General features: G+C 33.9%; 32 protein-coding genes. 14 read left to right on the top strand and 18 right to left on the bottom strand.

Going from position 1 to position 26866, the window contains the following annotated elements; translation table 11 throughout:
- The first annotated feature begins 60 nt into the window (after positions 1–60).
- The 3 genes from VOI54_RS06180 (at position 61) to VOI54_RS06170 (ending at position 2052) form a co-directional block, all read left to right on the top strand.
- A complete protein-coding gene (locus VOI54_RS06180) occupies positions 61–939 on the top strand; it encodes a cell division protein FtsX (protein ID WP_326281849.1) in 879 nt (292 codons plus the stop codon).
- A gap of 85 nt (positions 940–1024) precedes the next feature.
- Positions 1025–1279, top strand: coding sequence for a DUF3098 domain-containing protein (locus tag VOI54_RS06175; protein ID WP_326281848.1), 255 nt, complete (start codon positions 1025–1027; stop codon positions 1277–1279).
- A gap of 41 nt (positions 1280–1320) precedes the next feature.
- Entirely contained in the window at positions 1321–2052 is a 732-nt protein-coding gene (locus VOI54_RS06170) for an energy transducer TonB (RefSeq protein WP_326281847.1), read from the top strand.
- A 10-nt stretch (positions 2053–2062) separates the two neighbouring features.
- Here the strand turns inward: VOI54_RS06170 and VOI54_RS06165 are convergent, their stop codons facing one another.
- Positions 2063–3187: a glycerate kinase gene (locus VOI54_RS06165; protein WP_326281846.1), complete on the bottom strand. Its 1125-nt coding sequence runs from the start codon at positions 3185–3187 to the stop codon at positions 2063–2065.
- A gap of 97 nt (positions 3188–3284) precedes the next feature.
- Here VOI54_RS06165 and VOI54_RS06160 point away from each other — a divergent pair, with 97 nt between their 5' ends.
- The 3 genes from VOI54_RS06160 to VOI54_RS06150 are packed head-to-tail and all read left to right on the top strand — an operon-like array spanning position 3285 to position 5547.
- Positions 3285–4079 (top strand): undecaprenyl-diphosphate phosphatase, encoded by a 795-nt coding sequence (locus VOI54_RS06160; RefSeq protein WP_326281845.1) that lies wholly within the window; start codon positions 3285–3287, stop codon positions 4077–4079.
- Positions 4080–4084: 5 nt separating this feature from the next.
- The gene (gene truB / locus VOI54_RS06155) at positions 4085–4786 is read left to right on the top strand and encodes a tRNA pseudouridine(55) synthase TruB (RefSeq protein ID WP_326281844.1); all 702 of its coding nucleotides are present in this window, start codon (positions 4085–4087) and stop codon (positions 4784–4786) included.
- A gap of 44 nt (positions 4787–4830) precedes the next feature.
- Positions 4831–5547: a hypothetical protein gene (locus VOI54_RS06150; RefSeq protein ID WP_326281843.1), complete on the top strand. Its 717-nt coding sequence runs from the start codon at positions 4831–4833 to the stop codon at positions 5545–5547.
- On the opposite strand, the gene VOI54_RS06145 is transcribed toward VOI54_RS06150, so the two are convergent.
- Positions 5531–6154, bottom strand: a complete 624-nt coding sequence (locus VOI54_RS06145; RefSeq protein WP_326281842.1) for a thioredoxin family protein — start codon at positions 6152–6154, stop codon at positions 5531–5533. The two genes, VOI54_RS06150 and VOI54_RS06145, sit on opposite strands and share 17 nt — an antisense overlap.
- A 102-nt stretch (positions 6155–6256) precedes the next feature.
- On the opposite strand from VOI54_RS06145, the gene VOI54_RS06140 reads away from it, so the two are divergent.
- The 3 genes from VOI54_RS06140 to VOI54_RS06130 are packed head-to-tail and all read left to right on the top strand — an operon-like array spanning position 6257 to position 7860.
- Entirely contained in the window at positions 6257–6823 is a 567-nt protein-coding gene (locus VOI54_RS06140; RefSeq protein WP_326281841.1) for a DNA-3-methyladenine glycosylase I, read from the top strand.
- Entirely contained in the window at positions 6810–7388 is a 579-nt protein-coding gene (locus tag VOI54_RS06135) for a hypothetical protein (RefSeq protein WP_326281840.1), read from the top strand. Before VOI54_RS06140 ends, VOI54_RS06135 begins: the two co-directional genes overlap by 14 nt.
- A complete protein-coding gene (locus tag VOI54_RS06130) occupies positions 7369–7860 on the top strand; it encodes a DUF2490 domain-containing protein (RefSeq protein ID WP_326281839.1) in 492 nt (163 codons plus the stop codon). The genes VOI54_RS06135 and VOI54_RS06130 overlap by 20 nt, the downstream gene beginning before the upstream one ends.
- Positions 7861–8081: 221 nt before the next feature.
- On the opposite strand, the gene aat is transcribed toward VOI54_RS06130, so the two are convergent.
- The 3 genes from aat to VOI54_RS06115 all read right to left on the bottom strand — a co-directional run bounded on the left by aat (position 8082) and on the right by VOI54_RS06115 (position 10073).
- On the bottom strand, positions 8082–8708 hold the full coding sequence (gene aat, locus VOI54_RS06125; protein WP_326281838.1) for a leucyl/phenylalanyl-tRNA--protein transferase: 627 nt from the start codon (positions 8706–8708) through the stop codon (positions 8082–8084).
- Between the two features lie 87 nt (positions 8709–8795).
- Complete coding sequence (locus VOI54_RS06120; RefSeq protein WP_326281837.1) at positions 8796–9173, bottom strand: DUF3127 domain-containing protein; 378 nt, start codon at positions 9171–9173, stop codon at positions 8796–8798.
- Positions 9174–9203: 30 nt separating this feature from the next.
- Positions 9204–10073, bottom strand: a complete 870-nt coding sequence (locus VOI54_RS06115) for a flavin reductase family protein (protein WP_326281836.1) — start codon at positions 10071–10073, stop codon at positions 9204–9206.
- 122 nt (positions 10074–10195) lie between these two features.
- On the opposite strand from VOI54_RS06115, the gene VOI54_RS06110 reads away from it, so the two are divergent.
- Positions 10196–11347, top strand: a complete 1152-nt coding sequence (locus VOI54_RS06110) for a sensor histidine kinase (RefSeq protein WP_326281835.1) — start codon at positions 10196–10198, stop codon at positions 11345–11347.
- Positions 11348–11349: 2 nt separating this feature from the next.
- Positions 11350–11700, top strand: coding sequence for a hypothetical protein (locus tag VOI54_RS06105; RefSeq protein WP_326281834.1), 351 nt, complete (start codon positions 11350–11352; stop codon positions 11698–11700).
- On the opposite strand, the gene VOI54_RS06100 is transcribed toward VOI54_RS06105, so the two are convergent.
- Both VOI54_RS06100 and greA read right to left on the bottom strand, forming a co-directional pair.
- Positions 11689–12084 (bottom strand): HIT family protein, encoded by a 396-nt coding sequence (locus VOI54_RS06100; protein WP_326281833.1) that lies wholly within the window; start codon positions 12082–12084, stop codon positions 11689–11691. The two genes, VOI54_RS06105 and VOI54_RS06100, sit on opposite strands and share 12 nt — an antisense overlap.
- 133 nt (positions 12085–12217) lie before the next feature.
- Positions 12218–12691, bottom strand: coding sequence for a transcription elongation factor GreA (greA, locus tag VOI54_RS06095; protein ID WP_326281832.1), 474 nt, complete (start codon positions 12689–12691; stop codon positions 12218–12220).
- A gap of 162 nt (positions 12692–12853) precedes the next feature.
- Between greA and VOI54_RS06090 the strand changes: the two genes are divergently transcribed.
- Complete coding sequence (locus VOI54_RS06090) at positions 12854–13282, top strand: hypothetical protein (protein ID WP_326281831.1); 429 nt, start codon at positions 12854–12856, stop codon at positions 13280–13282.
- Between the two features lie 150 nt (positions 13283–13432).
- On the opposite strand, the gene pnuC (VOI54_RS06085) is transcribed toward VOI54_RS06090, so the two are convergent.
- From pnuC (VOI54_RS06085) to VOI54_RS06040, 10 genes are all read right to left on the bottom strand, one after another.
- Entirely contained in the window at positions 13433–13864 is a 432-nt protein-coding gene (gene pnuC, locus VOI54_RS06085; protein WP_326281830.1) for a nicotinamide riboside transporter PnuC, read from the bottom strand.
- Complete coding sequence (locus tag VOI54_RS06080; protein WP_326281829.1) at positions 13864–14604, bottom strand: 2OG-Fe(II) oxygenase family protein; 741 nt, start codon at positions 14602–14604, stop codon at positions 13864–13866. The genes pnuC (VOI54_RS06085) and VOI54_RS06080 overlap by 1 nt, the downstream gene beginning before the upstream one ends.
- 44 nt (positions 14605–14648) lie before the next feature.
- Positions 14649–16838 (bottom strand): TonB-dependent receptor, encoded by a 2190-nt coding sequence (locus VOI54_RS06075; protein ID WP_326281828.1) that lies wholly within the window; start codon positions 16836–16838, stop codon positions 14649–14651.
- Between the two features lie 354 nt (positions 16839–17192).
- Entirely contained in the window at positions 17193–17600 is a 408-nt protein-coding gene (gene arfB, locus VOI54_RS06070) for an alternative ribosome rescue aminoacyl-tRNA hydrolase ArfB (RefSeq protein ID WP_326281827.1), read from the bottom strand.
- On the bottom strand, positions 17597–19150 hold the full coding sequence (locus tag VOI54_RS06065; RefSeq protein ID WP_326281826.1) for a DUF4301 family protein: 1554 nt from the start codon (positions 19148–19150) through the stop codon (positions 17597–17599). Before VOI54_RS06065 ends, arfB begins: the two co-directional genes overlap by 4 nt.
- Entirely contained in the window at positions 19137–19718 is a 582-nt protein-coding gene (locus VOI54_RS06060) for an AAA family ATPase (RefSeq protein WP_326281825.1), read from the bottom strand. The genes VOI54_RS06065 and VOI54_RS06060 overlap by 14 nt, the downstream gene beginning before the upstream one ends.
- Positions 19679–20311, bottom strand: coding sequence for a nicotinamide riboside transporter PnuC (pnuC, locus tag VOI54_RS06055; RefSeq protein ID WP_326281824.1), 633 nt, complete (start codon positions 20309–20311; stop codon positions 19679–19681). Before pnuC (VOI54_RS06055) ends, VOI54_RS06060 begins: the two co-directional genes overlap by 40 nt.
- Complete coding sequence (locus VOI54_RS06050; RefSeq protein WP_326281823.1) at positions 20295–20555, bottom strand: thiamine-binding protein; 261 nt, start codon at positions 20553–20555, stop codon at positions 20295–20297. Before VOI54_RS06050 ends, pnuC (VOI54_RS06055) begins: the two co-directional genes overlap by 17 nt.
- Positions 20556–20588: 33 nt before the next feature.
- Complete coding sequence (locus VOI54_RS06045) at positions 20589–21311, bottom strand: phosphoglycerol geranylgeranyltransferase (RefSeq protein ID WP_326281822.1); 723 nt, start codon at positions 21309–21311, stop codon at positions 20589–20591.
- A complete protein-coding gene (locus VOI54_RS06040; RefSeq protein WP_326281821.1) occupies positions 21311–21937 on the bottom strand; it encodes a 4'-phosphopantetheinyl transferase family protein in 627 nt (208 codons plus the stop codon). The genes VOI54_RS06045 and VOI54_RS06040 overlap by 1 nt, the downstream gene beginning before the upstream one ends.
- 131 nt (positions 21938–22068) lie before the next feature.
- On the opposite strand from VOI54_RS06040, the gene ahcY reads away from it, so the two are divergent.
- Positions 22069–23385 (top strand): adenosylhomocysteinase, encoded by a 1317-nt coding sequence (ahcY, locus tag VOI54_RS06035; protein ID WP_326283140.1) that lies wholly within the window; start codon positions 22069–22071, stop codon positions 23383–23385.
- A gap of 248 nt (positions 23386–23633) precedes the next feature.
- Positions 23634–26279, top strand: coding sequence for a DUF7133 domain-containing protein (locus VOI54_RS06030; protein WP_326281820.1), 2646 nt, complete (start codon positions 23634–23636; stop codon positions 26277–26279).
- A 92-nt stretch (positions 26280–26371) separates the two neighbouring features.
- On the opposite strand, the gene VOI54_RS06025 is transcribed toward VOI54_RS06030, so the two are convergent.
- The gene (locus VOI54_RS06025) at positions 26372–26644 is read right to left on the bottom strand and encodes a hypothetical protein (RefSeq protein WP_326281819.1); all 273 of its coding nucleotides are present in this window, start codon (positions 26642–26644) and stop codon (positions 26372–26374) included.
- Positions 26645–26866 lie beyond the last annotated feature (222 nt).

The following is a 26866-nucleotide window of genomic DNA, read 5'->3' as shown; positions in this document are numbered from 1 at the left end:
TTATATAAATTATAGATTGGTTATACTTTATTATTTTTACAGCATTAATCCCACTATTTTATGAGTTCATCATTTGAAAGACATCAAAAGCGCAGGCTTATCTCTTCTTATTTTTCTGTTGTTTTAAGTATTGCCTTGGTTTTGTTTTTATTAGGGTTATTAGGCATGCTCATTTTAAATGCGAAAAAAGTTTCTGATCATTTCAAAGAACAGGTTGTTGTAACCATATACTTAAAAGATTCTGCTAAAGAAGTAGAAACCGAACAACTTAAAAAAAGCTTGGCTATGGCAGATTATGTTAAATCTACCGAGTATGTTTCCAAAGAGCAGGCTGCCGAATTTATGAACAGTGAAAATGGCGAAGATTTCATGGATTTTGTAGGCTATAACCCACTGCAAAACTCAATTGATGTACATTTAAAAGCGGACTATGTAACCTCTGAACATCTAGATAAAATCTCTGAAGAAGCCCTAAATAAAGATTTTGTTGAAGAGGTAACCTATGATAACGATCTGGTAAACCTTATGAATAACAATGTTAAAAAAATAAGCTTTTGGATCCTTATTATCAGTAGTATTTTTACACTGATTGCCGTATTACTGATCAATAGTTCTATACGCTTAGCTGTTTACTCCAAACGGTTTACTATTAAAACCATGCAGATGGTTGGTGCAACAAAACAGTTCATCAGACGCCCCTTTATTTGGAAAAGTGTACGATTGGGTATAGTAGGTGCCGTTTTGGCATTGATAGGTATGGGTATTGTTTTATATTATTTAAACAAAACCTTTATAGAATTAAACTTACTCAGTAATCCTGTTTTAATAACGTTTTTATTTATAATCATATTTGCATTAGGTATTGTGATTACATGGATTAGCACTCATTTTGCAACTCAACGTTTTTTAAATTTGAAAACGGATGATCTGTATTATTAGTTATTAATAAATTAGAATTAGATTAACACTATTGTTTTAAATAAATCTTTTATTTTGCATTAAATTATTCTGCAGAAGTTAAATTATGGGAGAAAAAAAACGTAAAGAAGCCGGAAAGCCAACATTTATATTTGGAAAGAAAAACTATAAATTCATGTTTATAGGTTTAGCAATTATTGCCATTGGTTTTATTTTGATGTCGGGCGGCGGAAGTGATGACCCCAATGTATTTAATCCTGAAATTTTTAGCTGGAGACGTATACGACTAGCCCCTACTTTAGTTCTTATTGGGTTTGGTATTCAGATTTATGCTATTCTTTTGAATCCTGATAAAAAGTAGCCCATATCTTTTTTGTACAATACACTCTAATCATTTTCAATATGAAAAAAGCACTTCTTTACTTTATTTATTGCATAACTATATTTGGGCAAGCCCAAAAGGCCAACTCTCAAAAACCCCTTTACAATCATGACCTCTCTACATTTATCACAGAAGAAATTAGCCCTGAACTTATTGAAGATGCTTACCTCCTGAAAAAGAAAAATAAATTTAGACTACTATTTTCCATGACTAAATCTGGAAAAACGGAATCTATTAGAACTAATGTTAAAAATCACAACTTAAATAAAGCCATTATAAACGCTTTTCAAAAATATCCGATAGAAAAACTTAATCTTCCCCCATATAAAATTCTAACTGTTTATATTATTAATGGTACTATAGACATAGTGAACTCTAAAAAAGTTATCAATTTTAATGATAAAGTAATTATTGAATCTACACCAATATATAAAGGCTGTCAAAAATCTAAGAACTTTGTAGATTTAAAAAAGTGTTCCCAAAAAAAAATAGCAACTGTTATTAGAAACGGAATCAACTTAGAAGAACTAAAAAAAACAGACCTAAAAGGAAAAATCAAGCTCCTCTGTTCTTTTAAAGTTGGGACAGACAACTCAATTACAGATATTGAAGTAAAGGCACCATCTCCAATTCTTGAAGCTGAGATAGAACGAGTATTAAAAAACATACCTCCTTTTTATAGGGGTGGTTTTCAAAATGGGAAGGCCGTTTCTGCACCTTATAAAATACCCATAACTTATTATGTGAAGTAATAAATAAAAACTATCTCACCTCCTTAACAAAATTAAATGCCATACGCTTTAAGTAGTCATATCCATTTTTCATAGCATCTTCCAAATCTTTTGAATGATTTAAAACCGCATCTGAGTATTCAATTCCAAATGCTTTAAGAGCCTTTTCATCTAAATCAATCATCCCACAGAAGGCTGCAACTTTTATGTTTTTTATTCTCGCAGAATTTGCTACACCTTCTATAGTTTTACCTGATAAAGTTTGAGAGTCAAGTTTACCTTCACCGGTAATTATCCAATCTGCATTCTCCAATTTAGAATCAAACTGTGCTAAGTGTTTTATGAGTTGAACTCCTGGTTCCAGCACGCCTTTTAAAAATACTTTTGACGCTATACCCATACCTCCGGCTGCCCCTGCTCCCGGTACAGCCTGCACATCGATATTAAAAACAGCATTGATAACCTCTGAAAACGCTTCCAAGCCTTCATCCAGTAACTTAATATCTTCTGGCGACGCACCCTTTTGAGCTGCATAAACACAGGCCGCTCCATGCTCTCCAAATAAGGGATTGGTAACATCACAGGCTATACGAAAACTCACATTAAACAGTTCAGGGTGTACATTGGAAACATCAATAGATTCTATTTTAGAAAGGTTAGCCCCAACAGGTAGCACCTCATTATTATGTTTATCTAAAAAACGATACCCTAATGCTGTTGCCATACCTACACCACAGTCGTTGGTAGCACTGCCTCCAATTCCCAAAATAATTTTTGAAGCACCTCTGTTAATAGCATCAATTATCATTTCACCGGTTCCCAAAGTCGTCGCATTTTTACAATCAAATTGTTCCGGCTTTAATAATTTAACTCCCGATGCTTCTGCCATTTCTATAAATGCTGTTCTTTCTTCTTTTGAAAACAAATAAGATGCTTGAATAGGTTCAAAAAACGGATTATTTACTGTTACATGAATTACTTCTCCTTTTAGATAATAGTTCACCACTTCAATAGTGCCGTCACCACCATCAGCAAGTGGTAAATTCACTATAGTCACACCGGGATCTACAGCATGGATACCGGCCTTAACAGCACTGCAAAATTCTAAGCCTGTTAAAGAGTTTTTAAATTTATCCGGTGCTAATACTATTTTCATTTTAGTGAGTTATAAGATGCAAAATGATTTCTAAAATAGCATTTATAATTTAGTCTATTACAAGTTAAATGTATTGGTATTTTAATATTTTTGCGCCATGGAAATTATAGACGCAATTATTTTAGGTATTATTCAAGGCCTTACAGAATTTCTACCTGTTTCTTCAAGCGGCCATTTAGAACTGGGAAAAGCTATTCTGGGAGATCAATCTGTACCTGAAGAAAGCCTGATTTTTACTGTTGTACTTCATTTTGCCACAGCACTTAGTACTATAGTAGTATTTAGAAAAGATATTTTAGAACTTATTAAAGGCGCTCTAAAGTTTAAATGGAGTGAGGATTTGCAATTCATTACAAAAATTGCAATTTCTATGATCCCTGCAATTATTGTAGGCCTGTTCTTTGAAAAGCAGTTGGAACAACTTTTTGGAGGAAACATTCTTTTAGTAGGGTTCATGCTACTTATTACAGCTATACTTTTATTTTTTGCAGACAAGGCTAAAAATACCAATAAAAAAGTATCTTTTCAAAATGCCTTTGTAATAGGTATTTCTCAAGCTATTGCCATGCTTCCGGGTATTTCACGTTCCGGAGCAACCATCTCCACATCGGTTTTATTAGGCAATGATAAAACCAAAGCGGCACGATTTTCATTTTTAATGGTAGTCCCTCTTATCTTTGGAAAAATAGCTAAAGACATTCTAAGCGGAGATTTATCCTATGACAGTAGTAATTTCACTTCACTTTCCATTGGTTTTATAGCGGCTTTTGTTTCGGGATTATTTGCCTGTACCTGGATGATATCCTTAGTAAGAAAAAGTAAACTGACCTACTTTGCCATTTACTGTGCCATTGTTGGAATAATTGCTGTTATTTTTTCATTATCATATTAAAGACCATGAAAACCTCAGAAGACTATCTTTCCGGCCAGGTATTACTTATTGATAAGCCACTTAACTGGACCTCCTTTCAAGTCGTCAATAAGCTTAGGTGGGAAATTAGACAAGCTTTTAAAATTAAAAAAATAAAGGTTGGTCATGCCGGTACTTTAGACCCCCTTGCTACAGGTTTGTTAGTGATTTGCACAGGGAAAATGACTAAACAGATCAATACGTTTCAAGGTCAAATAAAGGAATATACCGGTACTTTTGTTCTGGGCAGCACAACCCCATCATTTGATTTAGAAACTGAAATAGACAAAACATTCCCTACCGAACATATCACTGAAGATTTGATTCGAGCAACAACCAGGCAATTCCTGGGAGATGTTCAGCAATATCCACCGGTATTTTCAGCCCTAAAAAAAGATGGCAAACGTTTATATGAATATGCAAGAGCCGGCGAAAATGTAGAACTAAAATCCAGAAGCGTTAACATTTCAGAATTTGAAATTACCAAAATTACCGGCTTAAATATTGAATTCAGAGTAGTTTGCAGCAAAGGGACTTATATTAGATCTTTAGCTAACGATTTTGGAAAAGCCTTAAAATCCGGCGCGCATTTATCAGTGTTGAGAAGAACAAAAATTGGAGCGTTTGACGTAGAAAAAGCCTTATCAATAGAGGGCCTTATTGAGCAGTTAAACAACCAAACCCATTAATTTTACGTATATTTCATAATCAATGATATTAAAATTGTAACGGTTTGCACCTAACAAATCAACATAGAGCCCTACTTATTACATTTCTTATTGCAGGAACTGTGGTTTTGTCTGTTTTTAATTTAAGCCTTAAAAAACATAACGCATTTGCTTCTGAAAGTTACTATGAAATTGAACCTGAAAAAGAACTCACTGAAGAAGAACTTAAAGTGCTGGAGGTCTTAGACAAACTTAATAATGCCAAAGCTGAAACCAATAAGGCCTTCAATGAATCTCAAGAGAACAAGCATTTTGCACAGGCTTTCAAGCCTATTGCTCCTCCCGAAGATTACGTTCCTAAGTCTAATAGTAATGCTGAAAGTGCCATTATTCCAAATAAAACATTAAACACTACTGAAGATTCAAAATTAAACCGGGAAGATCTTTCTAAATTCAGTAAAGTAAACGACTTGCTAAAAAAACAACAATCCGAAGGTAACAATTCCAAAAGCTCTATTAGGTTTTCATTGGTTAACAGAAAAAAAGTTTACATACCTATTCCTGTCTACCTTTGTGAAGTTGATGGAAAAATAGTTGTAAATATTACCGTAAATGCTCTTGGTAAAGTTGTGGACACCTATGTAAACAGTTCATCAACATCAAATAATGAATGCTTGATAGAGCGTGCTCTGGAATATGCCAAACAGTCTCAATTTAGCGCAGACGCTTCAAAAGAGAAACAAATAGGCTCTATTACCTTTTTCTTTATTGGCAAACGCTAGGCTCTAGCTTACACAACTTTAAGGTAATGTCTTCAATGACATTTTGCCCTTTGTTTTTATTATACCAGTGTTGTAAATCTTCTTTAAACTCCGGCGTTAATGCACCATGTTTAGCCTTAAACCTTTTCACATAATTAGTAGCTTCACTAGGCCTTGGCCCATAGGTATCTATAACCTCTCCGGATTCATTATCAATCATAATAACTTTAGGAATAGCTTTATTTCCGTTAGTTAAAAACGCATCCATAAGCTCCGGATTTACATCTCTAAGCACCACTTTAAAATCTATATGGTCATTTAGATCGGCTACTTTGTAAAGCGCCGGCAATACATGGGCAGCATCACCACACCAGCTTTCGGTAATAACTAACCAGGTTACATCATTGCTAAACTCTGAAATTCTTTGCTGTGCCTCTTCAGAAACCTTAACAGTTTTATCCCATCGCTTCATTCGCCTGTCGTTCAACTTGGTGTAATTTGCCAATGCTTCAGTTTTCTCTATTCCTGTGTTAGAGTTTTCTTCAGCCATTTGCTTTACCAAATCTCTATAGGACTGATAAGACATACTGCGTTTTAAACTCTCTTTTATAATGGTAGATTTAGTCATTATTTTCTTTGATATAAAATTCCAATTCAACAAAATTACTATCTTAACATCGTAATTAAGATGATATTTGTCATACTTTCAATTTAAACCTTACAGAATCATATGGATACAAAACACAGATGTGGCTGGTGTGAGGGTGACCCCCTATATGAAACCTACCATGACCAGGAATGGGGTGTTCCTGTTTATGACGACAACAAATTATTTGAATTTTTGATTTTAGAAACATTTCAGGCTGGCTTAAGCTGGATTACGGTTTTACGAAAACGAGAAAATTTCAGAAAAGCTTTTGATCATTTTGATTATAAAAAAATAGCTAATTACCAGCAAAGTAAAATTGATACGCTTTTACAAGACACGGGAATTATCAGAAATAAACTAAAGGTAAATGCTACTATCACTAACGCTCAGGCCTTCATAAAAATTCAACAGGAATTTGGAACCTTTAGTAAATACATTTGGGGGTTCGTTAATGGCAAGCCTATTAAAAATGCTTATCAGGCATTAAATGATATTCCGGCTAACACCCCGTTAAGTGACACCATTAGTAAAGACCTGAAAAAACGCGGATTCAAATTTGTAGGCACCACGGTAGTTTATGCCCATATGCAAGCTACAGGTATGGTCAATGACCATATAACCAGCTGTTTTAGGTATGAAGAAGTTTAGTCTCATTATTTTCATTTTAGTAGCTGAGCTTGGTTTTACCCAAGTTAAAAATGAAAAAGAAGAGCGCATAAAACTATCTGAATTCCCAGAAAGGGCACAAACTTATTTTAACACGATTTCTAATGAAGTAAAGTATCTAAAGTTCTATAAAGAAACCGATGTCAATAAGATGAGCTATGAAACTAAATTTAAAATACATAAACTTCATTATAGTGTTGAATTTGATATAAACGGTGTATTAGAAGATATTGAAATAGTTATTAAAGAAAAACATATTCCGGAAAAAGCCCTTAATGCTATTAAGGCATATTTCAACTCCAATTTTGACCATTCCAGGTTTATAAAAATTCAAAAGCAATTTGTAGGTAATACCAAAAAAACAGACCAACAGTTTATTCAACATATAATAGATCACCCAGATGATAAGCACACACATTTTGAAATTATTGCAGAAATAAGACTAAATAAGAAACGTCAATTAAGAGAGTTTACCTTTAACAGAAAAGGGCAGTTTGAACACTCCAGAGTAGTAACATCTTCTTCTTATGAACATGCGCTGTATTAAGATCTTTTTAATTATTCCGATCCTTCTGTTTTTAACGCTTAAGACTAAGGCTCAGAATAACTTCAATACTATAGGAGAATCTGCAGTGGCTTTCAATTATGCGATATCAAATGATTTCAGTATCAATTTTACGGCCAGAAGCCGGTATGTATTATATAATAAAGAGGACTTGCAGTTTTTACAACAGCAAGTTGACTTTTTTCATTTTTCTACCTTAAAATTAAGTTACAATCACAAGATAAGCCTGGGAGTATATTATCGTAATAGGGATTTATTTGAGACGGGAAGAAATGAAGTTAGATTTCTTGAACAATTCAACTACATAAAGCAGACTTTGGGGGTACGTTATGGGCACCGGTTTAGAGCCGAACAACGTATTATTGATAATGAAACCACTTTTAGACAACGTTACCGGTTTGCAGTAGATTTCCCTCTAAACGGAGAAAACTGGATGTTGGAGAAGCCTATTTAATACAGTCTGTTGAAGGGTTGTTGAGTTTAAACAAAGTGCGCCAACCCGAAACAGATATAAGAACCACTGTTAAAATTGGATTACAGGCCTCTAAAGTTTTAAAGCTCCAACTAGGTTTAGAACACCGCCTGGAAGCCTTTAATCTAAAAGGGCAAAATTTTTTGTTTGTTTTAACTTCTGCGATATTGAGGTTATAACACTCCAGTTCAAGGCTTTAAATCTTACAAAAATTTTAAGAAATCATCTCTGGAAATCTCCTCAGCACCTAAACTTTCTAAATGCTTAGTATACACCTGGCAATCTATAAGCTTATAGCTTGCATTTTGAATAAACCTAATAAAGGCTACTTTACTGGCATTGCTTTCTTTGCTAAACATGCTTTCACCACAAAATACGCCATGTCCCAAATCTATACCATAAAATCCTCCAACCAATGTTTTATCACTATTCCAAACCTCAACAGATTTAGCATATCCTAAGTCATGTAATTTTGTATAGGCTTCAAGCATACTTTTAGTTATCCAGGTTCCGGATTGTCCATGACGCTTTATTTTTGAACAGGCAGAAATAACGGCATTAAAATCTTTATTAATGGTTACAGTATAACGCTTGTTCCTTAATACCTGCTTCATACTTTTTGAAACCTTGAGCTTTTCCGGAAACAGTACAAAACGTGGGTTTGGAGACCACCATAAAATAGGCGCCTTTGCTTCAAACCAGGGAAAAACACCTGTTTTATAAGCCAGTATTAAACGTTCAACCGACAAATCTCCTCCAATAGCCAACAAACCGTCTTGAGTGGCTTCGTTAACATCAGGGAACCATAAATCCTGGGTTAAATAATACATAACAACAAATAAAAAACCTCAATGTTAAAATAAACATTGAGGTTCACTCTTTAATATGATCCTGCAAATGCAGTATAACATTTTACATTAAAAAGGCAGATCATCATGATCATCTTCTTTTAAATCTCCAGCTGGCTCAAAAGCATCTGCCGGTGGTACCGGAGGCATATTTTCTCCAGTTGCTTCAGCTTGAAATGCCTCAATTCTCCAACCTTGAATAGAATTGAAATATTTTGTTTCACCTTGAGGGTTTACCCATTCTCTACCTCTTAAATTAATATTAATCTTTACCTGTTGCCCTACCTGGTAACTGTTTAACAAATCGGTTTTATCTTGCACAAATTCCACCATAATATGCTGTGGATATTGCTCTTCAGTAGTCACTACTATTTCTCTTTTTCTGAACCCATTATTTCCAAAAGTCTGAGTTTCTCCAATCATTTTAATTCTTCCTTGAACTTCCATTTATTGCTATTTATATTTGTTTTATTGTTATTAACTTAATAATATTTTCCAGGCACTTTGCACATCTCCAAAGCTTAAATAATTTCGCGCTAATTTATGCTTTTCTCTATGAGTAGCCGTCTTTATATTGGGATATCTTTCACCTATATCTCCTATAAAATCTTTAACACTCTTTTCTGTTGGCAGCACTTCTATATTAGCCAACATTCCTAAATCATTCCCGGTTAATACCATACTATGTTTTATGTGGTCCGGAAAGCTATCCACGCCAATTCCTAATGTAGAAAGTGGTTTTGGGATTTCAAAAAAGCCCTTTTTTGCACGACTATAATAACTCCCTCCTGCCCGGGCAACCAAATCTAATTTACTTTGATTTATGACATCATTATTATCAAGAACATCATCATCTATATGTAATTTAACCACTTCACAAATAATTAAATTCCCGGCACCTCCTTCTTTTCCCAATGTAATAATATCATTGACCCTGCATTCAAATTGCACAGGAGACTCTGCTACTCTAAATGGTTTAACTATGTCTGACTTCAACATAGTTAATCCTGCTTTTTCAAACTCATTTACACCCTCAGGGTATTCTGTACTACTCAAAGACATTTGATGTACAATGTCATAGTTCACCACATTTATAACAACTTCTCTGGTAGCTTCTACATTTTGCAATGTATGCTTTGTGGTATTATCTCTAACCCGCCTGGCCGGTGAAAAAATCATAACCGGGGGATTGGCGCTAAATACATTAAAAAAACTAAATGGCGACAAATTAGGTGTTCCTTCTACATTTACAGTACTTGCAAAAGCTATTGGCCTTGGTGCAATTGCACTCAGTAAATAGCTATGTAATCTACTGGTTGGTAAGCTTTTTGGATCAAATGACGGCATTCAGGTTTTTTAAGTTTAACAAATGTAATTAATCTATATCTCATCTAAAAACCGATTTACTAACAACTTGAACAATAATATTAACAGATTTGCATTATATTACAAATCAATTTTAACGGTTTATGATCTTCACTAAACATAGCAATGCATTCCGTTGGGTAATTGTTGTAGCTTCTTTTGCTATTGTATCGCTCATTTTATGGAAAACTTATGAATTCTTTCAACACTTTAAAGATGAAGAACGTACCAAAATGGAAGTCTGGTCATTTGCTCAAACCAGTCTGATTAATTCAAAAACAAATTCTAATTTAGACCTTAACCTTAAAATTTTAAATAGCAATACAAGTACTCCTGTTCTGGAAATTAATGTAGATGGCAGTATTGGAAGTCACCTCAATATCAATGATGAAAATTTAACTGATGAACAATACATCAATAAATTAGTAACACAATTTAAAAAAGAAAACACCCCAATTGAGGTTAGACTTGACGGCAAACTCAACAGTACTATCTATTATGGCAACTCGCCATTATTGAATAAATTAAAGTATTATCCTTTAGCCCTATTGCTCATTGTACTTTTGTTTGGAGCTGTGATCTTCTTTTTTTACAGCAGTAATAAAAACGCAACGCAAAACAAGCTTTGGTCCGGTATGGCAAAAGAAACCGCACATCAAATTGGTACGCCTTTATCGTCGTTAATAGGGTGGACAGAAATTTTAAAAACCGAAAATGTTGACCCGGACTATATTATTGAAATTGAAAAAGATGTAGATCGTTTAAAAACCATAACCGAACGCTTTAGTAAAATAGGCTCATTACCAACACTTGAAAAAGCTGATATCATTCAAGAGACCATTAATTCTTATGACTATTTAAAGGCTAGATCTTCAAGCCTTATTGATTTTGAAATTGAAACCCCTGATGGTGAGATTCCTGTAAATTTAAATAAACAGTTATATAGTTGGACCATTGAAAATTTGGTTAAAAATGCTATTGACGCTATGAAAGGAAGAGGGAAAGTTACCGTTAAAATATCTCAACTTGAAGACAATGTAAAAGTAAGTGTTAGTGATACCGGAAAAGGTATTTCAAAAAAGTATTTTAATAAAATATTCGAACCCGGTTATACCACAAAAAAACGTGGTTGGGGATTGGGCTTATCATTAACCAAAAGAATTATAGAAGATTTTCATAATGGAAAAATAAAAGTTCTGCAATCTGAAAAAGATAAAGGTACTACCATTCAAATACACCTTAAACGAGCTGCTTGATTATGTCTGAAAAATTGATGCTCATTAAAGAGGTTTCTCTAAAAAATAACTGTCCGGAATGTTTTAACAATACCGGACTACATTTAACGTTTAAACAAAAAATAGTAGAGACTAAATTCTATAAATCCATTACGCCTGAAATTAATCGTGAGCTCAGCTGTAAAACATGCCACACCATCATATACCCTGTTCAATGGACAGATGATATTGACAAAGTAGTGGAATACCAACAAAAAGCATTTACGCCAAAGCAGGCATCTACTTATCTCAAAAAAGTATCCTGGATTCTTATTGGCATGAGTATAACAGCGGTAATATTCTTAGCTATTACAATTTATTATTTAAATTTCTAAGTGGGATCTAATGGCCTCTGCCAATTCCTGAAATTCTTCTGGGGGCATTTTTTCTTTTTTAATAAAACGCACATCTTCCATAGATTGTAATGGGATTAAGTGTACGTGAGCATGTGGTACTTCAAGCCCAATAACACTAACACCAATACGATTACAAGACACAGCCTTTTCAAGCCCTAAAGCCACTTGCCGGGAAAAAGACATCAAGCCATTATAGGTTTCTTCATCAAGGTCAAATAATTTATCAACTTCTTTTTTTGGAATGCATAAAGTATGCCCCTTTGCATTAGGGTTAATATCTAAAAAAGCCAAAAAATCTTCAGTTTCAGCTATTTTATAACAGGGTATTTCACCTTTTATTATTTTCGTAAAAATTGAGGTCATAATTTATTTTTGAAAATGAGAGTATTTGTAAATATAAAAAGATTCCTGATTAAATGAATCAGGAATCTTTATTATAACGGCGTATACATCTTCTTTTAAGTTGGATAATAAAGATGTATGCTATTTATTTCTATTATCTGGTAATTTCAATGACATCAAATTTCATAACCCCATTTGGCACTTGAATTTCTGCCACTTCGCCAACAGACTTTCCTAACAACCCTTTTCCTATTGGTGAATTCACAGATATTTTTCCTGAGGCTAAATCTGCCTCTCCATCTGCTACCAATGTATATATCATTTCCATACCATTGGTCTGATTCTTTATTTTTACTTTTGACAATACCAAAACTTTAGAAGTATCCAGTTGGGACTCATCAATAACTCTTGCTCCTGCTAAAGCCTCTTCCAATTTAGAAATTCTCATTTCCAACATCCCTTGTGCTTCTTTAGCGGCATCATACTCAGCATTCTCACTCAAATCGCCTTTATCCCTGGCCTCAGCTATTGCTTTTGATGCTTTAACACGCTCAACGTCTTTTAATTGTTGGAGCTCTTCTCTCAATTTTTTTAATCCCTCTGGTGTATAGTAAGATACTTTACTCATAACTTCATCGTTTTACTTAATAAAAGATGCTGATAAACTTCAAAACACCTTGAAGCATTCAGCAAATAAAAAAATCTCGTTTGCACGAGATTGTACAACAAATATACAAAATATTTAAGTCAATTTACTTTTTGTTGTAAATTGCGACCTAATTTTTACTTTATGAAACCCGCCTTATTTCTTATCTGTTTCACCTTTTTATGGTCTTGCAGCAAAAACTCCGATGACAACAGAAATTGTAATTTTTTGCTTGATGTTGGTGTAAATTTCCCTGTGGATTTAAACTTACCCCAATATAGCCAACTTGCTTTTGCCGGTAATTCTATTTACATCCCCAATATTGGAAATGGAGGGGTTATAGTTGCCAGTACCGGTGCTAATTTCTATGCCTGGGATGCCGGTGACCCCAACCATGCTCTCAGCCCTTGTTCCGTTATTGTTCCTAATGGTTTGTTTGGAACTTGTGGATGTGACGATAAGAATAAATACAATTTTATTACGGGCAGGCCTGATGGAAATGATGCCTTACCTTGTTCTTTAAAAAATTACAGGATTGAAAAAAACGGAAACACACTTCTTATTTTTAACTAAAAAAGTGTCAGGCAAGCTTTATTTTATGTAACATTTTCTTTTTCCATTGAAAATACCCCACAAAAGAAAAAACTAAATACACCAAAGTTAAACCGGTATATAAGTTCAAATCTCTGTTTAAGTATAAAATTATGGTGACAGCATTAATAACTATCCAAAATTTCCAGGACGCCAGCTTTTTTTTGCTTCTAAATAGCTGGCTATGAAACTAAATACAGTAGTATGTGCATCTAAAAAGGGCATATTAGCATTGGTATAAGTCTTAAAAAAAAATGCCAGAATCAATGATACTATTTCACCCAAAATAATAAAGTAAATATAGGTTTGAAGAGAAAAATCAGTAATAAGGAATTCGTTATTATGATTTAAAGTCCTTTTCCAGTGGAAAAACCCATAAACGCCTATTATTACATAATAAACATACAATATAGATTCAGAATACAAACCTGTTCTATAAAACAGGAGGATACTCACTAATGACCCCAAAACACCAAATATCCAGCAGATTATTTTTTCCTTAATTAAGAAAAACAAATATCCTAACCCCAGAATAACTGCTGCTATTTCTAAATATAAATCCATTAAAATAATGATAAATACTTCTGAAAGTACTGTTCACTGGTAAATTCCATGTCCATAAATTTCAGCTTTTTTTGAGGCTTAGGCAGTGAAAAAAAAGCAAAGGAAAAACGTGCTTCATGCACATTAAAAAAGTCAACTTGGTGTTGAAGTGCTTTATACTTTCCTTTGGACAATACTTCCAGTAAATAGCCGGGAAAGACCACTATATTATCTGCAGAAAATAATGCTTGCCTTTGATTTTTATAATTTTGAAAAGAGAAGCCCTCCTCTAAACCAAAAACAAAAACTGTAAATAAAGAGACATCAATATGTTTTGACAACCTAACTGGTGCCTTAGTAACTGAAGTATTCAATTTGGGATAATAATTACATGATACCATATGCCCGATCGAATGTTTATAAAAACCTCTCAATTCTCTTATTCCCAATTGCTCAATAAGCTTCAATTCAATCATTTTTATCTTCGAAACCAAAACAGGCCATTCGCTTTTTAAAAACGAATGAAATTCTACCGGAAATCGTTCATTTTTTGAAAACTCCGAAAGCACAAAAGAGTGCAATAAATCTGTATCATACTGATTACTGCTATCTTTTTGCCCCATATACGAATACCCATCAAAGCCACAATTAAAATGCTTTTGAAGAAATTTTTCCTTATACACATTTGACCTGTTTAAAAATTCCTCAAATGAGGATTTGAGCAATACATCAGAAGATTTAGGAACCGTTGTTTTAACCATTCCTAAACCTTCATTAAATGTATTTTCTTCTAAAAAAATAATACTTAGAACTTTAAAGTTACTCCCGTCAAAAAGTTTGCTGTAGCCTGAGGGTAATACCCGGCATAATATCCTGTAGTAATGCCTGTTGAACTTGATGAGTCATCAAAATCAAAAGACCCAAAGTAACCGTTAGACACATATTTTTTATTGAATATATTATTGGCTAAAACTGACAGTACAATAGACTTAAAGATTTTATTTGGTTTGATTTCATAATTGATGTTAAAATCATTTACAAAATAACTGTCAAGTTTTGATCCTTCATTATCAGTATTCCCCATATATTGTTCTCCAACATATTTGCTTAACAATGACATTTGCATGTTTTCAATAGGGTAAAAATTAAGTGCATTTCCTATAACCAATTTCGGAGAAAATGAAATATTAGTATTTCCTAAGTCTACCAGTTCTCCATTTATGGATGATGTAAAATCCTTATTTTTATTGCTACTTACTGCCACATTAGTAGTTATATTAAAACTTTTATTAAGCTGAATGCTAGCATCAACCTCTAATCCTAATCTATAACTTTTTCCACTTGTTGCTCTAATCGGGCTACCAACATCATCTAATTCTCCCGTTAAAACCAACTGATTTTGATAAAACATATAATAAAGGTTTGTGTTTACATTAACCTTATTGGTATGATAACGCCACCCTAACTCGATATCATTAAGGGTTTCATTTTCGGTCACACCAGCTTTAAAATCATCACGATTTGGCTCTCTATTGGCTCTGGCATAAGAAGTGTAAAAGCTATTGGATTCTGATGGTTTATAAGTAAGTCCTGCTTTGGGATTAAAAAAGCTAAAATTAGCATCAGTATTAAAAGGAACACCGCTGGAATTCAATCCGTTTGTTTTATAATCTACAAGGCGTGCCTGTAAATCTATAAATCCTGTTAAACGTTCTGAAAGTCCAAATGATGCTTTTGAGAACACACTAAAATCATTTTTAGTGGCGTCACCTTCATAATAACGATCTCTGATACTTGAATTATCTGAAAACTGTCTGGCCCAAATAACTTCACCAAAATGATCTCCTGAATAGGTATTATAGGAAACCCCTGTTATGATTTCAAAAGCGTCTTGCTTATACGTAACATTGGCATTAATAACATAAAAATCATTATCTAACCAACGGCGTCTAATAACATCAGTAATAGGAACATCTATAGGATTTCCATTTTCGTCTTCATCTACACGAATATCTGTAGGTAATACGATACCTTTATAAAGATCAATTTCATCAGTACCTTCTTCAAACTGCTCAAAATAGCCCTTTCCTTTAGTATAATTTAAACCCAGATTAGTTGACCAGTTGTTATCAAAGCGTTCATTCCAATGCAGTTGATAATGATCCTGCCAATAATTATCCGTTTCATTATCATAAGTGTAAGGGTTCTGTCTTCTATCCTCCTGTAACTCATCGGCAGTTAAACCAAACCAGGATTGATAGGTTTGTTCTTTAGCGCCAAATGTTATCGCTTTAATTAAGGTATTATCATCTTTATAAACACCTTGAAGAAAATACGATTTTAAATCTGTAAAAGCTCTGTCCACATAACCATCAGAGTCTATTTTTGATAAACGTCCTGAAATTTCAAAATGGTCATTTAGTAAACCGGTGCTCATTTTCACTGTATGCTTTCTTGTGTTAAAACTTCCAAAACTATTGGAGATCTCACCTGAGGCTTCTTTTGAAAACGCATCGGTTAATAAGTTTAAACTTGCGCCAAACGCTCCCGAACCGTTAGTAGATGTTCCCACACCACGCTGTAATTGTAAACTCTCGGTTGATGATGCAAAATCACCTAAATTAACCCAAAATGTTCCCTGACTCTCAGGGTCATTATAAGGAATTCCGTTAATGGTTACATTAACACGCGTAGCATCTGTACCACGTACTCTAATACCGGTATATCCTACTCCGGCACCGGCATCACTGGTAGTGACCACTGAAGGTAAATAGTTCAGCAATATAGGAATGTCCTGCCCTAAATTGCGTTTTGCAAGTTCCTCTTTTGACACATTAGAGTGGGTAATTGGGGAATCTGCGCTTACACGTACTGCTTTAACTAAAACTTCGTCTAGTTTTTCTGTTTTAGTTGAATCCTGTACTTTTTGATTTTGTTGTGCCATGGCACTGACTGACAACACTAAAAGTGTTAGAAAAAGAAAAATGTTTTTCATGTCGATTAAATAATTATAATCGAATAAAAAGAGGTAATTATTCTTTAATGTTAGTAATTAGATTTTGAACGCCATATACAATAATACCTAAGCATTTTATGCTCATTAAAAATTCATTATTGTCTATTTAACGTTCGTAGTCCCTAAACAGCATTACCTGTTCTAGGTTCATTGGGTATGATCTCAGCCAAATGGATTTTAGATTTTGGATTTCAGATTTCAGATTTTCACATAAAGCTCTAAATCTTTAATCCTTTAATCGGTAATCAGCAATCGATTAAGCACCCCTTTTTTGAGAACGTTGCAAAAGTAAGAACGAATTATGAATTATAACTCATGAATTGAAATTTATTTTTACTCAAGATCCGGCTTTTTTCTATTTGCCTTTTTATCTGAAAGGTATCGCTTACTCTTTAATCTTTTTTGAATAACAGATTTTGGAATTTTTGTTGGCCTCCTTTTTTTAGGTATGATTAACGCGTCCTTTATCAATTGTAAAAACCGTTTTATGAGAAGTGCTTTGTTTCTATGCTGGCTTCTACTATCTTCACAGGATAAAATTAATACTCCTTCTTTTGTCAATCTATGTTGAAACTTATTGTGAAGCCTTTCCTTTTGTTCTTTATTGAGTACTAATGATGTGGTTACGTTAAAGGTTAATTCAACTTTTGAAGACACCTTATTAACATGTTGACCACCGCTACCGGAGCTTCTAACCGCTTTAAAGTTTAATTCCTGTAATAAAGCCTTCTCATTAATCATGATATGGATTGATGCGCTGGTTTTAGCAAATCATTTACTGTCTTTACCGAATTAAAAGTTTCCAGAGGTACCTCAACAAAAATAGAATTCCAATGTGCCATACTACCATTCCATAACCCAGGTAGTTCAAGCGCTTTAATCTCAACACCATCATGTGTCTTTTTGGTTATAAATGCGGCTTCCGGATCAACAAACTCTTTAAGATCAAATTTTTCACCCTTGTAATTCTTGACGCCGCAAACCAAATCTGTAGGATTAAAATGTGTGGCTTTATATACAATACTCTGTTGGTTCTTTCTGCTAAAATCAATCTGTGCAAATTCAACAATTTGAAGAGATATTTCTCCATTCTTATCTTTAACCCAAAATGGTCCCCCTCCAGGCTCTCCTTCATTTTTAACCATCCCACATACACGAATGGGTCTATTAAGCTTTTTCCTTAAGTAGGCTGTTTTTTCTTCTGCTGTAAATTCATCAAAATTAATATTTACAGATACGTTTAACCTATAACGTAAAAACAACAGCATAACTTTGAAATCAGATTCCGTTAAATTAGCATCATCCAATTTATTTAAATACGAAAACACGATCTGCTGAGCTTCTAATAATACACCGGCTAATAATTTTTTGTGATATGAAATAGCAGCGTTCTTATTAGAAACTACAACATTGTCAATATTTTTTATAAAAATAATGTCATTATTTAAATCGTTTAAATTCTCTAAAAGCGCCCCGTGTCCTGCCGGTCTAAATAAAATGGAGTTGTCTTCTTTTCTACAGATCTTATCTTTTGCAACTAAAGCTACTGTTTCTGTAATTTCTTGTTGATATGAAAACGACACATTAAAAGTGGTTCCCATATGCTTTTCTAATGCCTCTCTAATCTGATTAAGTTCCCTTAAAAAATAATTATGGTGTTTTTCTGAGACTGTAAAATGGAGGTTAGATACTCCGTTTGAAGATCCATATAGAGCAGACTCAACTAAGTGTTCTTGAAAAGCAGTTACTATACTAGCTCCATATTTATGGAATGGAAATAATCCTTTAGGTAAAAAATTATAGTTAAGCCCTGAATCATCCAGCATTATTTTAACAAACTGTAACAGTTTTTTATCATTGGAAACATTATTAAAATCCGGGGTTTCTAATCTAACTTTTTCAATAACTTCAGTATAAAATGGAAACTTTTCCAAATTATCAGCAAATATTTCTATTAAAGTATCATTTTGCCTTTCAACATATTTATCTATACTTTCCTTTGACGGGTTAAAGTTTTTTATAAATTGAAATAAAAACTTAAACATTCTTGTTGCTGCACCAGAGGCCGGCACAAACTTGACTATAGACAAATGCTTTTGACTAACCTCGTATAATTCAATATAGGTTTGAATTTCCCTTTCATCATAATGTTCAATTCCTTTCCCTAAAGTGGCAGCTGCTACTAAATTAGAATGTGACATTCCATTCTTTAATCGTTTGATCTGAGCATTGACCTGATCCAGGCTAATACCTTTATCATGTATTTGTTTAATATCTCTATCTGTAAACATTATTTTTCTTTTTCAGTAATTCATCAATACACCTGATTGCTTTTTTAAGGCGTTCTTTTTTATCGCCTTTAAGCAAAATATAAGGTCTGTTATATTTTTTTAAGGTATTTTGAAAAGCTTGAAACATTTCCATTCTATGTTCCGGCTTATCCCTTAAATCGTCTGCTTCCCAGGGTGTATCAATATAGGTTAAAAAATATAAATCATAGGTATTTTCTAATGCATGTTTTTCAAGAATTGGGTCACAACTTCCTAAATAATAAGCTTCAGAATATACTTTGGTTTCCAACAGGTCTGTATCACAAATCAAAACCGAATCTGTTTTTTTTGACAACTCATTTTCAAATCTCATCTGCCCTTCTGCAATAGGTAGTAAATCTTTCGGCTCACATGTTTTGCGCTCATTATTCCATTTATTTTGAAGATACTCACGTGCATACTCCGGTACCCAAACAGAACTATAATATCTTGCTAACTGCCTTGAAAGTGTAGTTTTCCCGGTAGATTCCGGGCCAAACAAAACAACTTTTAAGCAATTTGAAGGTTGTTGCTTATACTTTTCTTCCATGCTTTATAACCATAAATAGCAATTATTGTAAATAAAAAATATTGAAATGACGTAAATACCAATCCTTTATAAAGGTATAAAGGTACCGAAATAACATCTCCAATAATCCAAAACACCCAATTCTCAAGTTTCTTTTTAGCCATAAGCCACATCCCTACAAAAAATATAGCAGTGGTTAAAGTGTCTATATAGGCTGTCCAGTCATTAAACTTATCATTTAACATATATACTATAACTACAAACCCCATAGTTAGTAAAAATATAATAATACCCCACAACTGCTCATTTTTTGTTGCAACTGTTACAGGCACCTCATTCTCATTGGCATCCTTTCTGGTCCAATAATACCAACCATAAACACTCATGATAAAATAATACCCGTTAATAAGCATATCTCCCAATAAGGTGTATATCCAAAGTATATAAACAAATATGGCTGTACTTATAATCCCTGTAGGGTATACCCAAATATGCTCTTGCTTAGAATACCAAACGCTTAAAAACCCAAAAAACACACCTATAATTTCCAACACAATAAGGTGCATTGGAATACCTTGGTATTGTGAAAAAAACCAATCAAAAACGGGGCTCATAATCGTATCTGTCTGATTTTACTATTTTCATATATAGCAAGCCTCGTTCTATTAATTCAAAAGCTTCTTTGATTTCAGTTGTAAGTATAGACATAACGTCATCATAATCACCATAAACCTGTGTACTTAGAGGATTTTCCATTACTTTTAAGCCTGATGCCCTTAACTTTTTTATAAAATTTATAATTGCAGGCTCAAAGTTGTCTTGCAACGGTGTTAATGTTAACTCTACTGATATTTTCATTTATTCTTTATTTATAAATTTCATTTTGATCATTTACTTTCTCAAAGTATCAAAAAACGATTCATTTTCTTCAAAAGCAGTACCAATAACCACTAAGTCTGCTCCTGCTTTATAGGCACTTTCCAATTGTTGACTATTCTTAATACCTCCACCAACAATCAATGGAATTTTTAATTCTTTTTTAACCATACCAATAATCGCTTTAGTCAAAGCATTTTTAGCACCGCTTCCTGCTTCCAAATATATTAGTTTCATTCCTAGAAACTGTCCAGCAATAGCGGTATCTTTTACAATTTGAATATCATCTCTTGATAAGGGTTTAGTTCCTGTTACCTTCTCTACGGCTGTAACCGCTCCACTATCAATTAGGATATAACCTGTTGGAACCACTTCAAGATTTGTATCTTTTAACTTTGGAATAGCCTCTACATGCTTTCCTATTAAATAATCTGAATTCCTGCCTGATAGTAACGACAAAAACAAAAGCACATCTGCCTTATCTGTGATTTGTGTAACATCGCCAGGAAATAAAACTACCGGCAATTTTGTGTATTTTTTAATTTCATTAACTAACACCTCCGTTGCTTCGGCTTCAACAGTACTCCCCCCAACAAAAATATGTGTAGCTACTGAAACATTCACTTTTTCAATAAAACCACGTGTTTTTTCAACAGGGAATTTATCAGGGTCTATTAAAACAGCTAAAAGCTTCTCCTGATTCTCTATGGCAGCTAATATGTTTTGATAGACACTCATTAAGCTATGGCATAGGCACAGGTGAAACCCTCAAATTCTAAAAAGTGAATGGTATAACGGTGTTTTTGTTTCTTATAATCAATCCAGGCTACTGTTTCAGTATCACTAAGCGAAAAAGGAATGACCAAAAAACAATTTTTAAAACTCAACCCCGGTGTTGCAAATAGTTTGTATAACGATTCTTTTACACACCAAATAGCGGTTAGTTTCTTTATATATTCTGTATCATTCTCATTTAAATAATTAAACTCATAATCAATAAATTTATGTGCAATTATTGAGATTTTATCTCTTTGTTTCTCTATATCAATACCAACAACTATATCACTAACAATAACAGCCGAAAAATTAAAGGAGTGTGTAATAGATATCTGCCGGCCATCTTTTAAATGGGGTTTTCCGTTTTCATCATAAAATAAGTCTGCGTCTGTATATCCGAATTCCCGTAACAGATGCCTTACACTCAGAAAACCACGTTGGTGCAACTCACTTTTCATCCCTAAAACACGGTTTAACGTATCCGGTTTTAGGGTTAGAGGATTCATTAAATCATCATAGGATTCATCAATCTTCCATATTTTAACTGTAGTTTGTGAGTTTGCTACAATGGTTTTAAATAGAGGCATTTAATATTCTGAAAGTTATTAGTTATCTTTGCACCGCCTAAAGCGGATTAAACAATTTGGTTAGCGAATTTAAGTATTTTAAGCACTAATCACAATGATGTTTAAGTTTTAAAATGAAAAGAAAAATTGATATGAGTACAAAAACAATTCCTTACGTAGCCAATAAAGTAAAAGACATTTCTCTAGCTGACTGGGGGCGAAAAGAAATAGAACTAGCAGAAGCAGAAATGCCGGGACTTATGAGTCTTCGTGAAGAGTATAAAGAAGAACAACCCCTAAAGGGTGCACGTATTGCCGGATGTTTACATATGACTATACAAACCGCTGTATTGATTGAAACTTTACAGGCTCTTGGAGCTGAAGTTACCTGGAGTTCATGTAATATTTTTTCAACTCAAGATCAGGCTGCTGCGGCTATTGCTGCTGCGGGAACAGCTGTTTATGCATGGAAAGATATGACTGAAGAGGAATTTGACTGGTGTATTGAGCAAACACTGTTCTTTGGAGAAGAGCGAAAACCATTAAACATGATTCTTGATGATGGCGGGGATTTAACCAATATGGTTTTAGATAAATACCCTGAATTAGCTTCCGGAATTAACGGGTTATCTGAAGAAACTACAACCGGTGTTCACAGGTTGTATGAACGTGTTAAAAACGGAACACTTCCAATGCCGGCCATTAACGTCAACGATTCTGTTACTAAATCTAAATTTGATAATAAATACGGTTGTAAAGAAAGTGCTGTGGATGCAATTCGTCGTGCCACAGATATTATGTTAGCGGGAAAACGTGTAACCGTTTGTGGTTATGGTGATGTTGGTAAAGGTACTGCGGCGTCTTTTAAAGGAGCCGGAAGTATTGTTACCGTTACAGAAATTGATCCTATCTGTGCCTTACAAGCAGCTATGGATGGTTTTGAGGTTAAAAAACTGGAAACCGTTATTACCAATACTGATATTGTAATTACCACTACAGGAAATAAAGATATTGTTCGTGCTGAGCATTTTAAAGCCCTGAAAGATAAAACCATAGTTTGTAATATTGGGCATTTTGATAACGAAATTCAAATGGCCTGGTTAAACGAAAATTACGGCCATACCAAAAACACCATAAAACCGCAGGTTGATAAATATACTGTTGATGGTAAAGATATTATCATATTAGCAGAGGGACGTTTAGTGAATTTAGGTTGTGCTACCGGACACCCAAGTTTTGTTATGAGTAACTCGTTTACAAACCAAACTTTGGCTCAGATTGAACTTTGGAACAATGTTGAAGCTTATGAAAACAAAGTGTATATGCTACCAAAACACTTAGATGAAAAAGTAGCTAAATTACACTTAGCTAAAATTGGTGTTGAACTTACTGAGCTTAAAGAAGATCAGGCCGCTTATATTGGCGTTACTGTTGATGGGCCTTATAAACCAGAACATTACAGATACTAAATAATTCCTATTGTCTGTCACTCTTGAGTGCAATCAAAAGGCCTTATGTATTAAAAAAGTCCCAAGCAATTATGTTTGGGATTTTTTAGTATACTATAATTATAATCCATTACTGTTTATTGAAAACAATGGTATAAAACCTTAAATTACAGCATTTAAAAACGCATTGATCTTTTGTGCAGTTATTTTCAATGAAAAATTTTGAACAATACTATAGAGGCTTATTCATACTTTAACAAAAAATATTTATGGATTATTTTTTAAAACTTCTCTTTTTAGTAATTATTATAATTACGTTTCAAAATTGCGGATCAGACCCAAGTAAAGCCCTTCCTATAGAGGATCGCATAATAAATGTAAAAATTGAGGCCAACGAAAATCCTGAGGAAATTTCTATTATACCTTTTGCCGGATCAGATTTAGTTCCAAGCCCAGCATGCCTTGCTGTTTCTCCATCAGGTGAGGTATATGTAGGTGTTGATATGATGGGGTCTCTTGGAAAAGAACCTGGTAAAGGAAGTATTATAAAACTTATTGATAGTGATAAGGATGGTAAAGCAGATCTATATTCTGAATTTGCTAAAGTAGATAACCCTCGTGGTATTATTAGCTTGGGAGATCAACTCTTTGTTCTTCACACGACGTTCTCTAAAGAAACCGGTGTAGCTACCGGAATGGATTTAGTTGTTTTTGAAGATAAAAATCATGATGATGTTGCTGATGGCCCTTCTAAACCAATAATCGAAAATATTTGCTCACCAACATATCTTGCTAAAAGGGGAACAGACCATGCTACCAATGGCATAAGAATGGGAATTGATGGGTGGATTTATATCGCTGTTGGTGATTTTGGGTTTCATGATGCTGTAGACCGCTCTGGAAAAAAACTAACAATGCTTGGTGGTGGTATTGTTAGAGTTCGGCCAGACGGAACCGAAATGGAGATTTACACCCACGGAATGAGAAATATTTATGATGTTGCTATAGATCCTTATATGAATATTTATACCAGAGGAAATACTAATGATGGCGGTGGCTGGAATGTGCGTTTTGTACATCATATACAATCAGGAGAATATGGATATCCCGTTTTATTTAAACACTTTACAAATGAAATTATACCAGCACTTGTTGATGTTGGAGGAGGGTCAGGTACCGGTGCCTTGTTTATGGATGACTATCGTTGGCCAGAAAAATATAATCAGGTTCCTTTAATGGCAGATTGGGGAAGAAGTCAGTTATTTATTCACCGTATAACTCCTGATGGTGCAAGTTTTAAACAAACACAAGAGAAATTTATAAAACTTTCGCAAATTACAGATTTAGATATTGATGCGTCTGGACAACTATTCATGAGTGCCTGGGATGGTGCAGGATATTCGGGAAGCCCTGAAAAAGGTTTTGTTGTAAGGGCAGTGCCTAAAAACTGGACATACGAAGCTTTCCCTGAAATTGAAAAACTTTCAGTAACAAAATTAGCAGCTTTGCTTAAAGAAAAGTCTGCCAGTATACGTTTAAATGCTCAACAAGAATTAATAAAAAGGCCTTCTAGAAAAGCTTCTAAAGCTGCTTGGGCTATTGCTATAGATACCAGCCTTGAATTAGCGAATAGAGTTGCAGCAATTTACACCTATGCTCAAATAAATGAAAAAGGCACTGTTCAGAACCTTATTGAGCTAAGTAAAGACAAAGCCGTTAAAGAATTTATTTTACGAGCTCTAACAGATCGTAAATCCAGATTAAAAGATGTGCCTTTGGAGTTATTCATTGAAGCATTGAATGATTCCTCTGAAAGGGTTCAAACAGCAGCTATCATTGGTCTGGGAAGATTAGGTAAAAAAGAAGCTGCAAAAGCATTATTGCAAATACCGGTTCCTTCCAATGCCATAGTTCCTGAAGCCGGAACCGAAGGGCCACACGCTACACCAAATGCAGCAATTATTCCTGCGCATTTAGCTGTGAAAGCATTGGTAAATATTAACGCTGTTAGCGCATGCGTTGAAGCTGTTAAAACTAATGAATCGAAGTTAGCGCTTTGGGCTTTAAAATATATGTACAGTAATGATGCTGTAGACGGATTAATTTCGGCGTATGATACTTCTGAAAATGATTTGTTTAAAAAAGACATACTAACAACTTTATCAAGATTGTATAAACAAGAAGCGTCATATGATGGATCTTGGTGGTGGAGCACACGTCCGGATACACACGGCCCATATTATAAGGGAATAATCTGGGAATCTTCACCAAAAATAGAAACAGTTTTAACCAGGGCTTGGGAAAATTCAAATAAGGAAGAAAAAGAATTTTTCGCAAATTTAAATGACACCCATCGTATGGGCATTGTAGCTTTTGGCGGTAAAGAAGAAATAATCGTTGAAGAGGAAGAAAAAATTGACCTTGAAAAGATAAAAACCAAAAAAGGTAAAATTGGAGAAACATCCATAGAAGATGTCATGATAGCCATTTCTAAAATTAAAGGCGATTCTGAAAAAGGAGAAAAGCTATTCACACAACAAGGTTGTATTGCCTGCCATAGCATAAAAAAAGGAGAAGCCTTAAAAGGGCCATATATGGGGCAGGTAGGCTCTATAATGTCCAGGGAACAAATTGCAGAATCTATTTTAAAACCAAATGCTTCTATCTCACAAGGATTTGCAACTGTACTGGTAAAAACTAAAGGAGATGAAGGTTATGCAGGTTTTGTGACTTCGGAAACTTCAGAGAGATTAGTTATGCGTGACATTACAGGGCAACAGATCACTATAAAGATTGATGATATTATAAGTAGAGATGAATTAGAAACATCCATGATGCCTGCTGGATTAGCAAACTCCCTTTCTTTTGAAGAATTTTCTTCTTTAATTACCTATTTGGCAAATCAAAAAGAATAAATTTTTATATTATAAAAAACTCTACCCAAACTTCAGCTTGGTTTTTCCTTTGTTGAATTATTTATTTCGGACAATTTTGAGAAGTTTATAACTTATTCATCAACCATATCTTCCTCAAAATACCACCAAAGGCTTGAATCAATGGATGCCTTCATTTTATTGATATCGGTCCCTTCCTTTAAAAACACGGTAATGTTTTCGCCAACTCTATTACGACCAATACTCTCTCTAATTTCAATGGTTTCTATCTCCTTAAAGTGCTCTAAATGCTTTTTAATTCTTTCATCTAAAGATTCATCGCTTAAAAAAATCTTAATGGTAGGTTGCGTTGGGGAGTTTCTAATTTCAGATCTAAACGGCAGCATAATCATATAATTTAAGTCAAACAATCTGTGAATGCATATGCAATACCTTAAAGTTAATAATTTAATCAATATCTTTTAGAATAATTTTTTAATTATGGCTAAAACAGCCGGTAATGTATTCACTAATTATTCCAGAAGCTTCATTCATTTGCCTCTCATTTTGATAAAATATATTAATAAAAATATTCAAAGGTTAAAAATCAACCATATACTACTTACTTT

The organism is Alterotamlana spongicola (genome assembly GCF_035818475.1).
Classification (GTDB): Bacteria; Bacteroidota; Bacteroidia; order Flavobacteriales; family Flavobacteriaceae; genus Cognatitamlana.
This window is presented reverse-complemented; position numbering and strand designations above follow the sequence as displayed.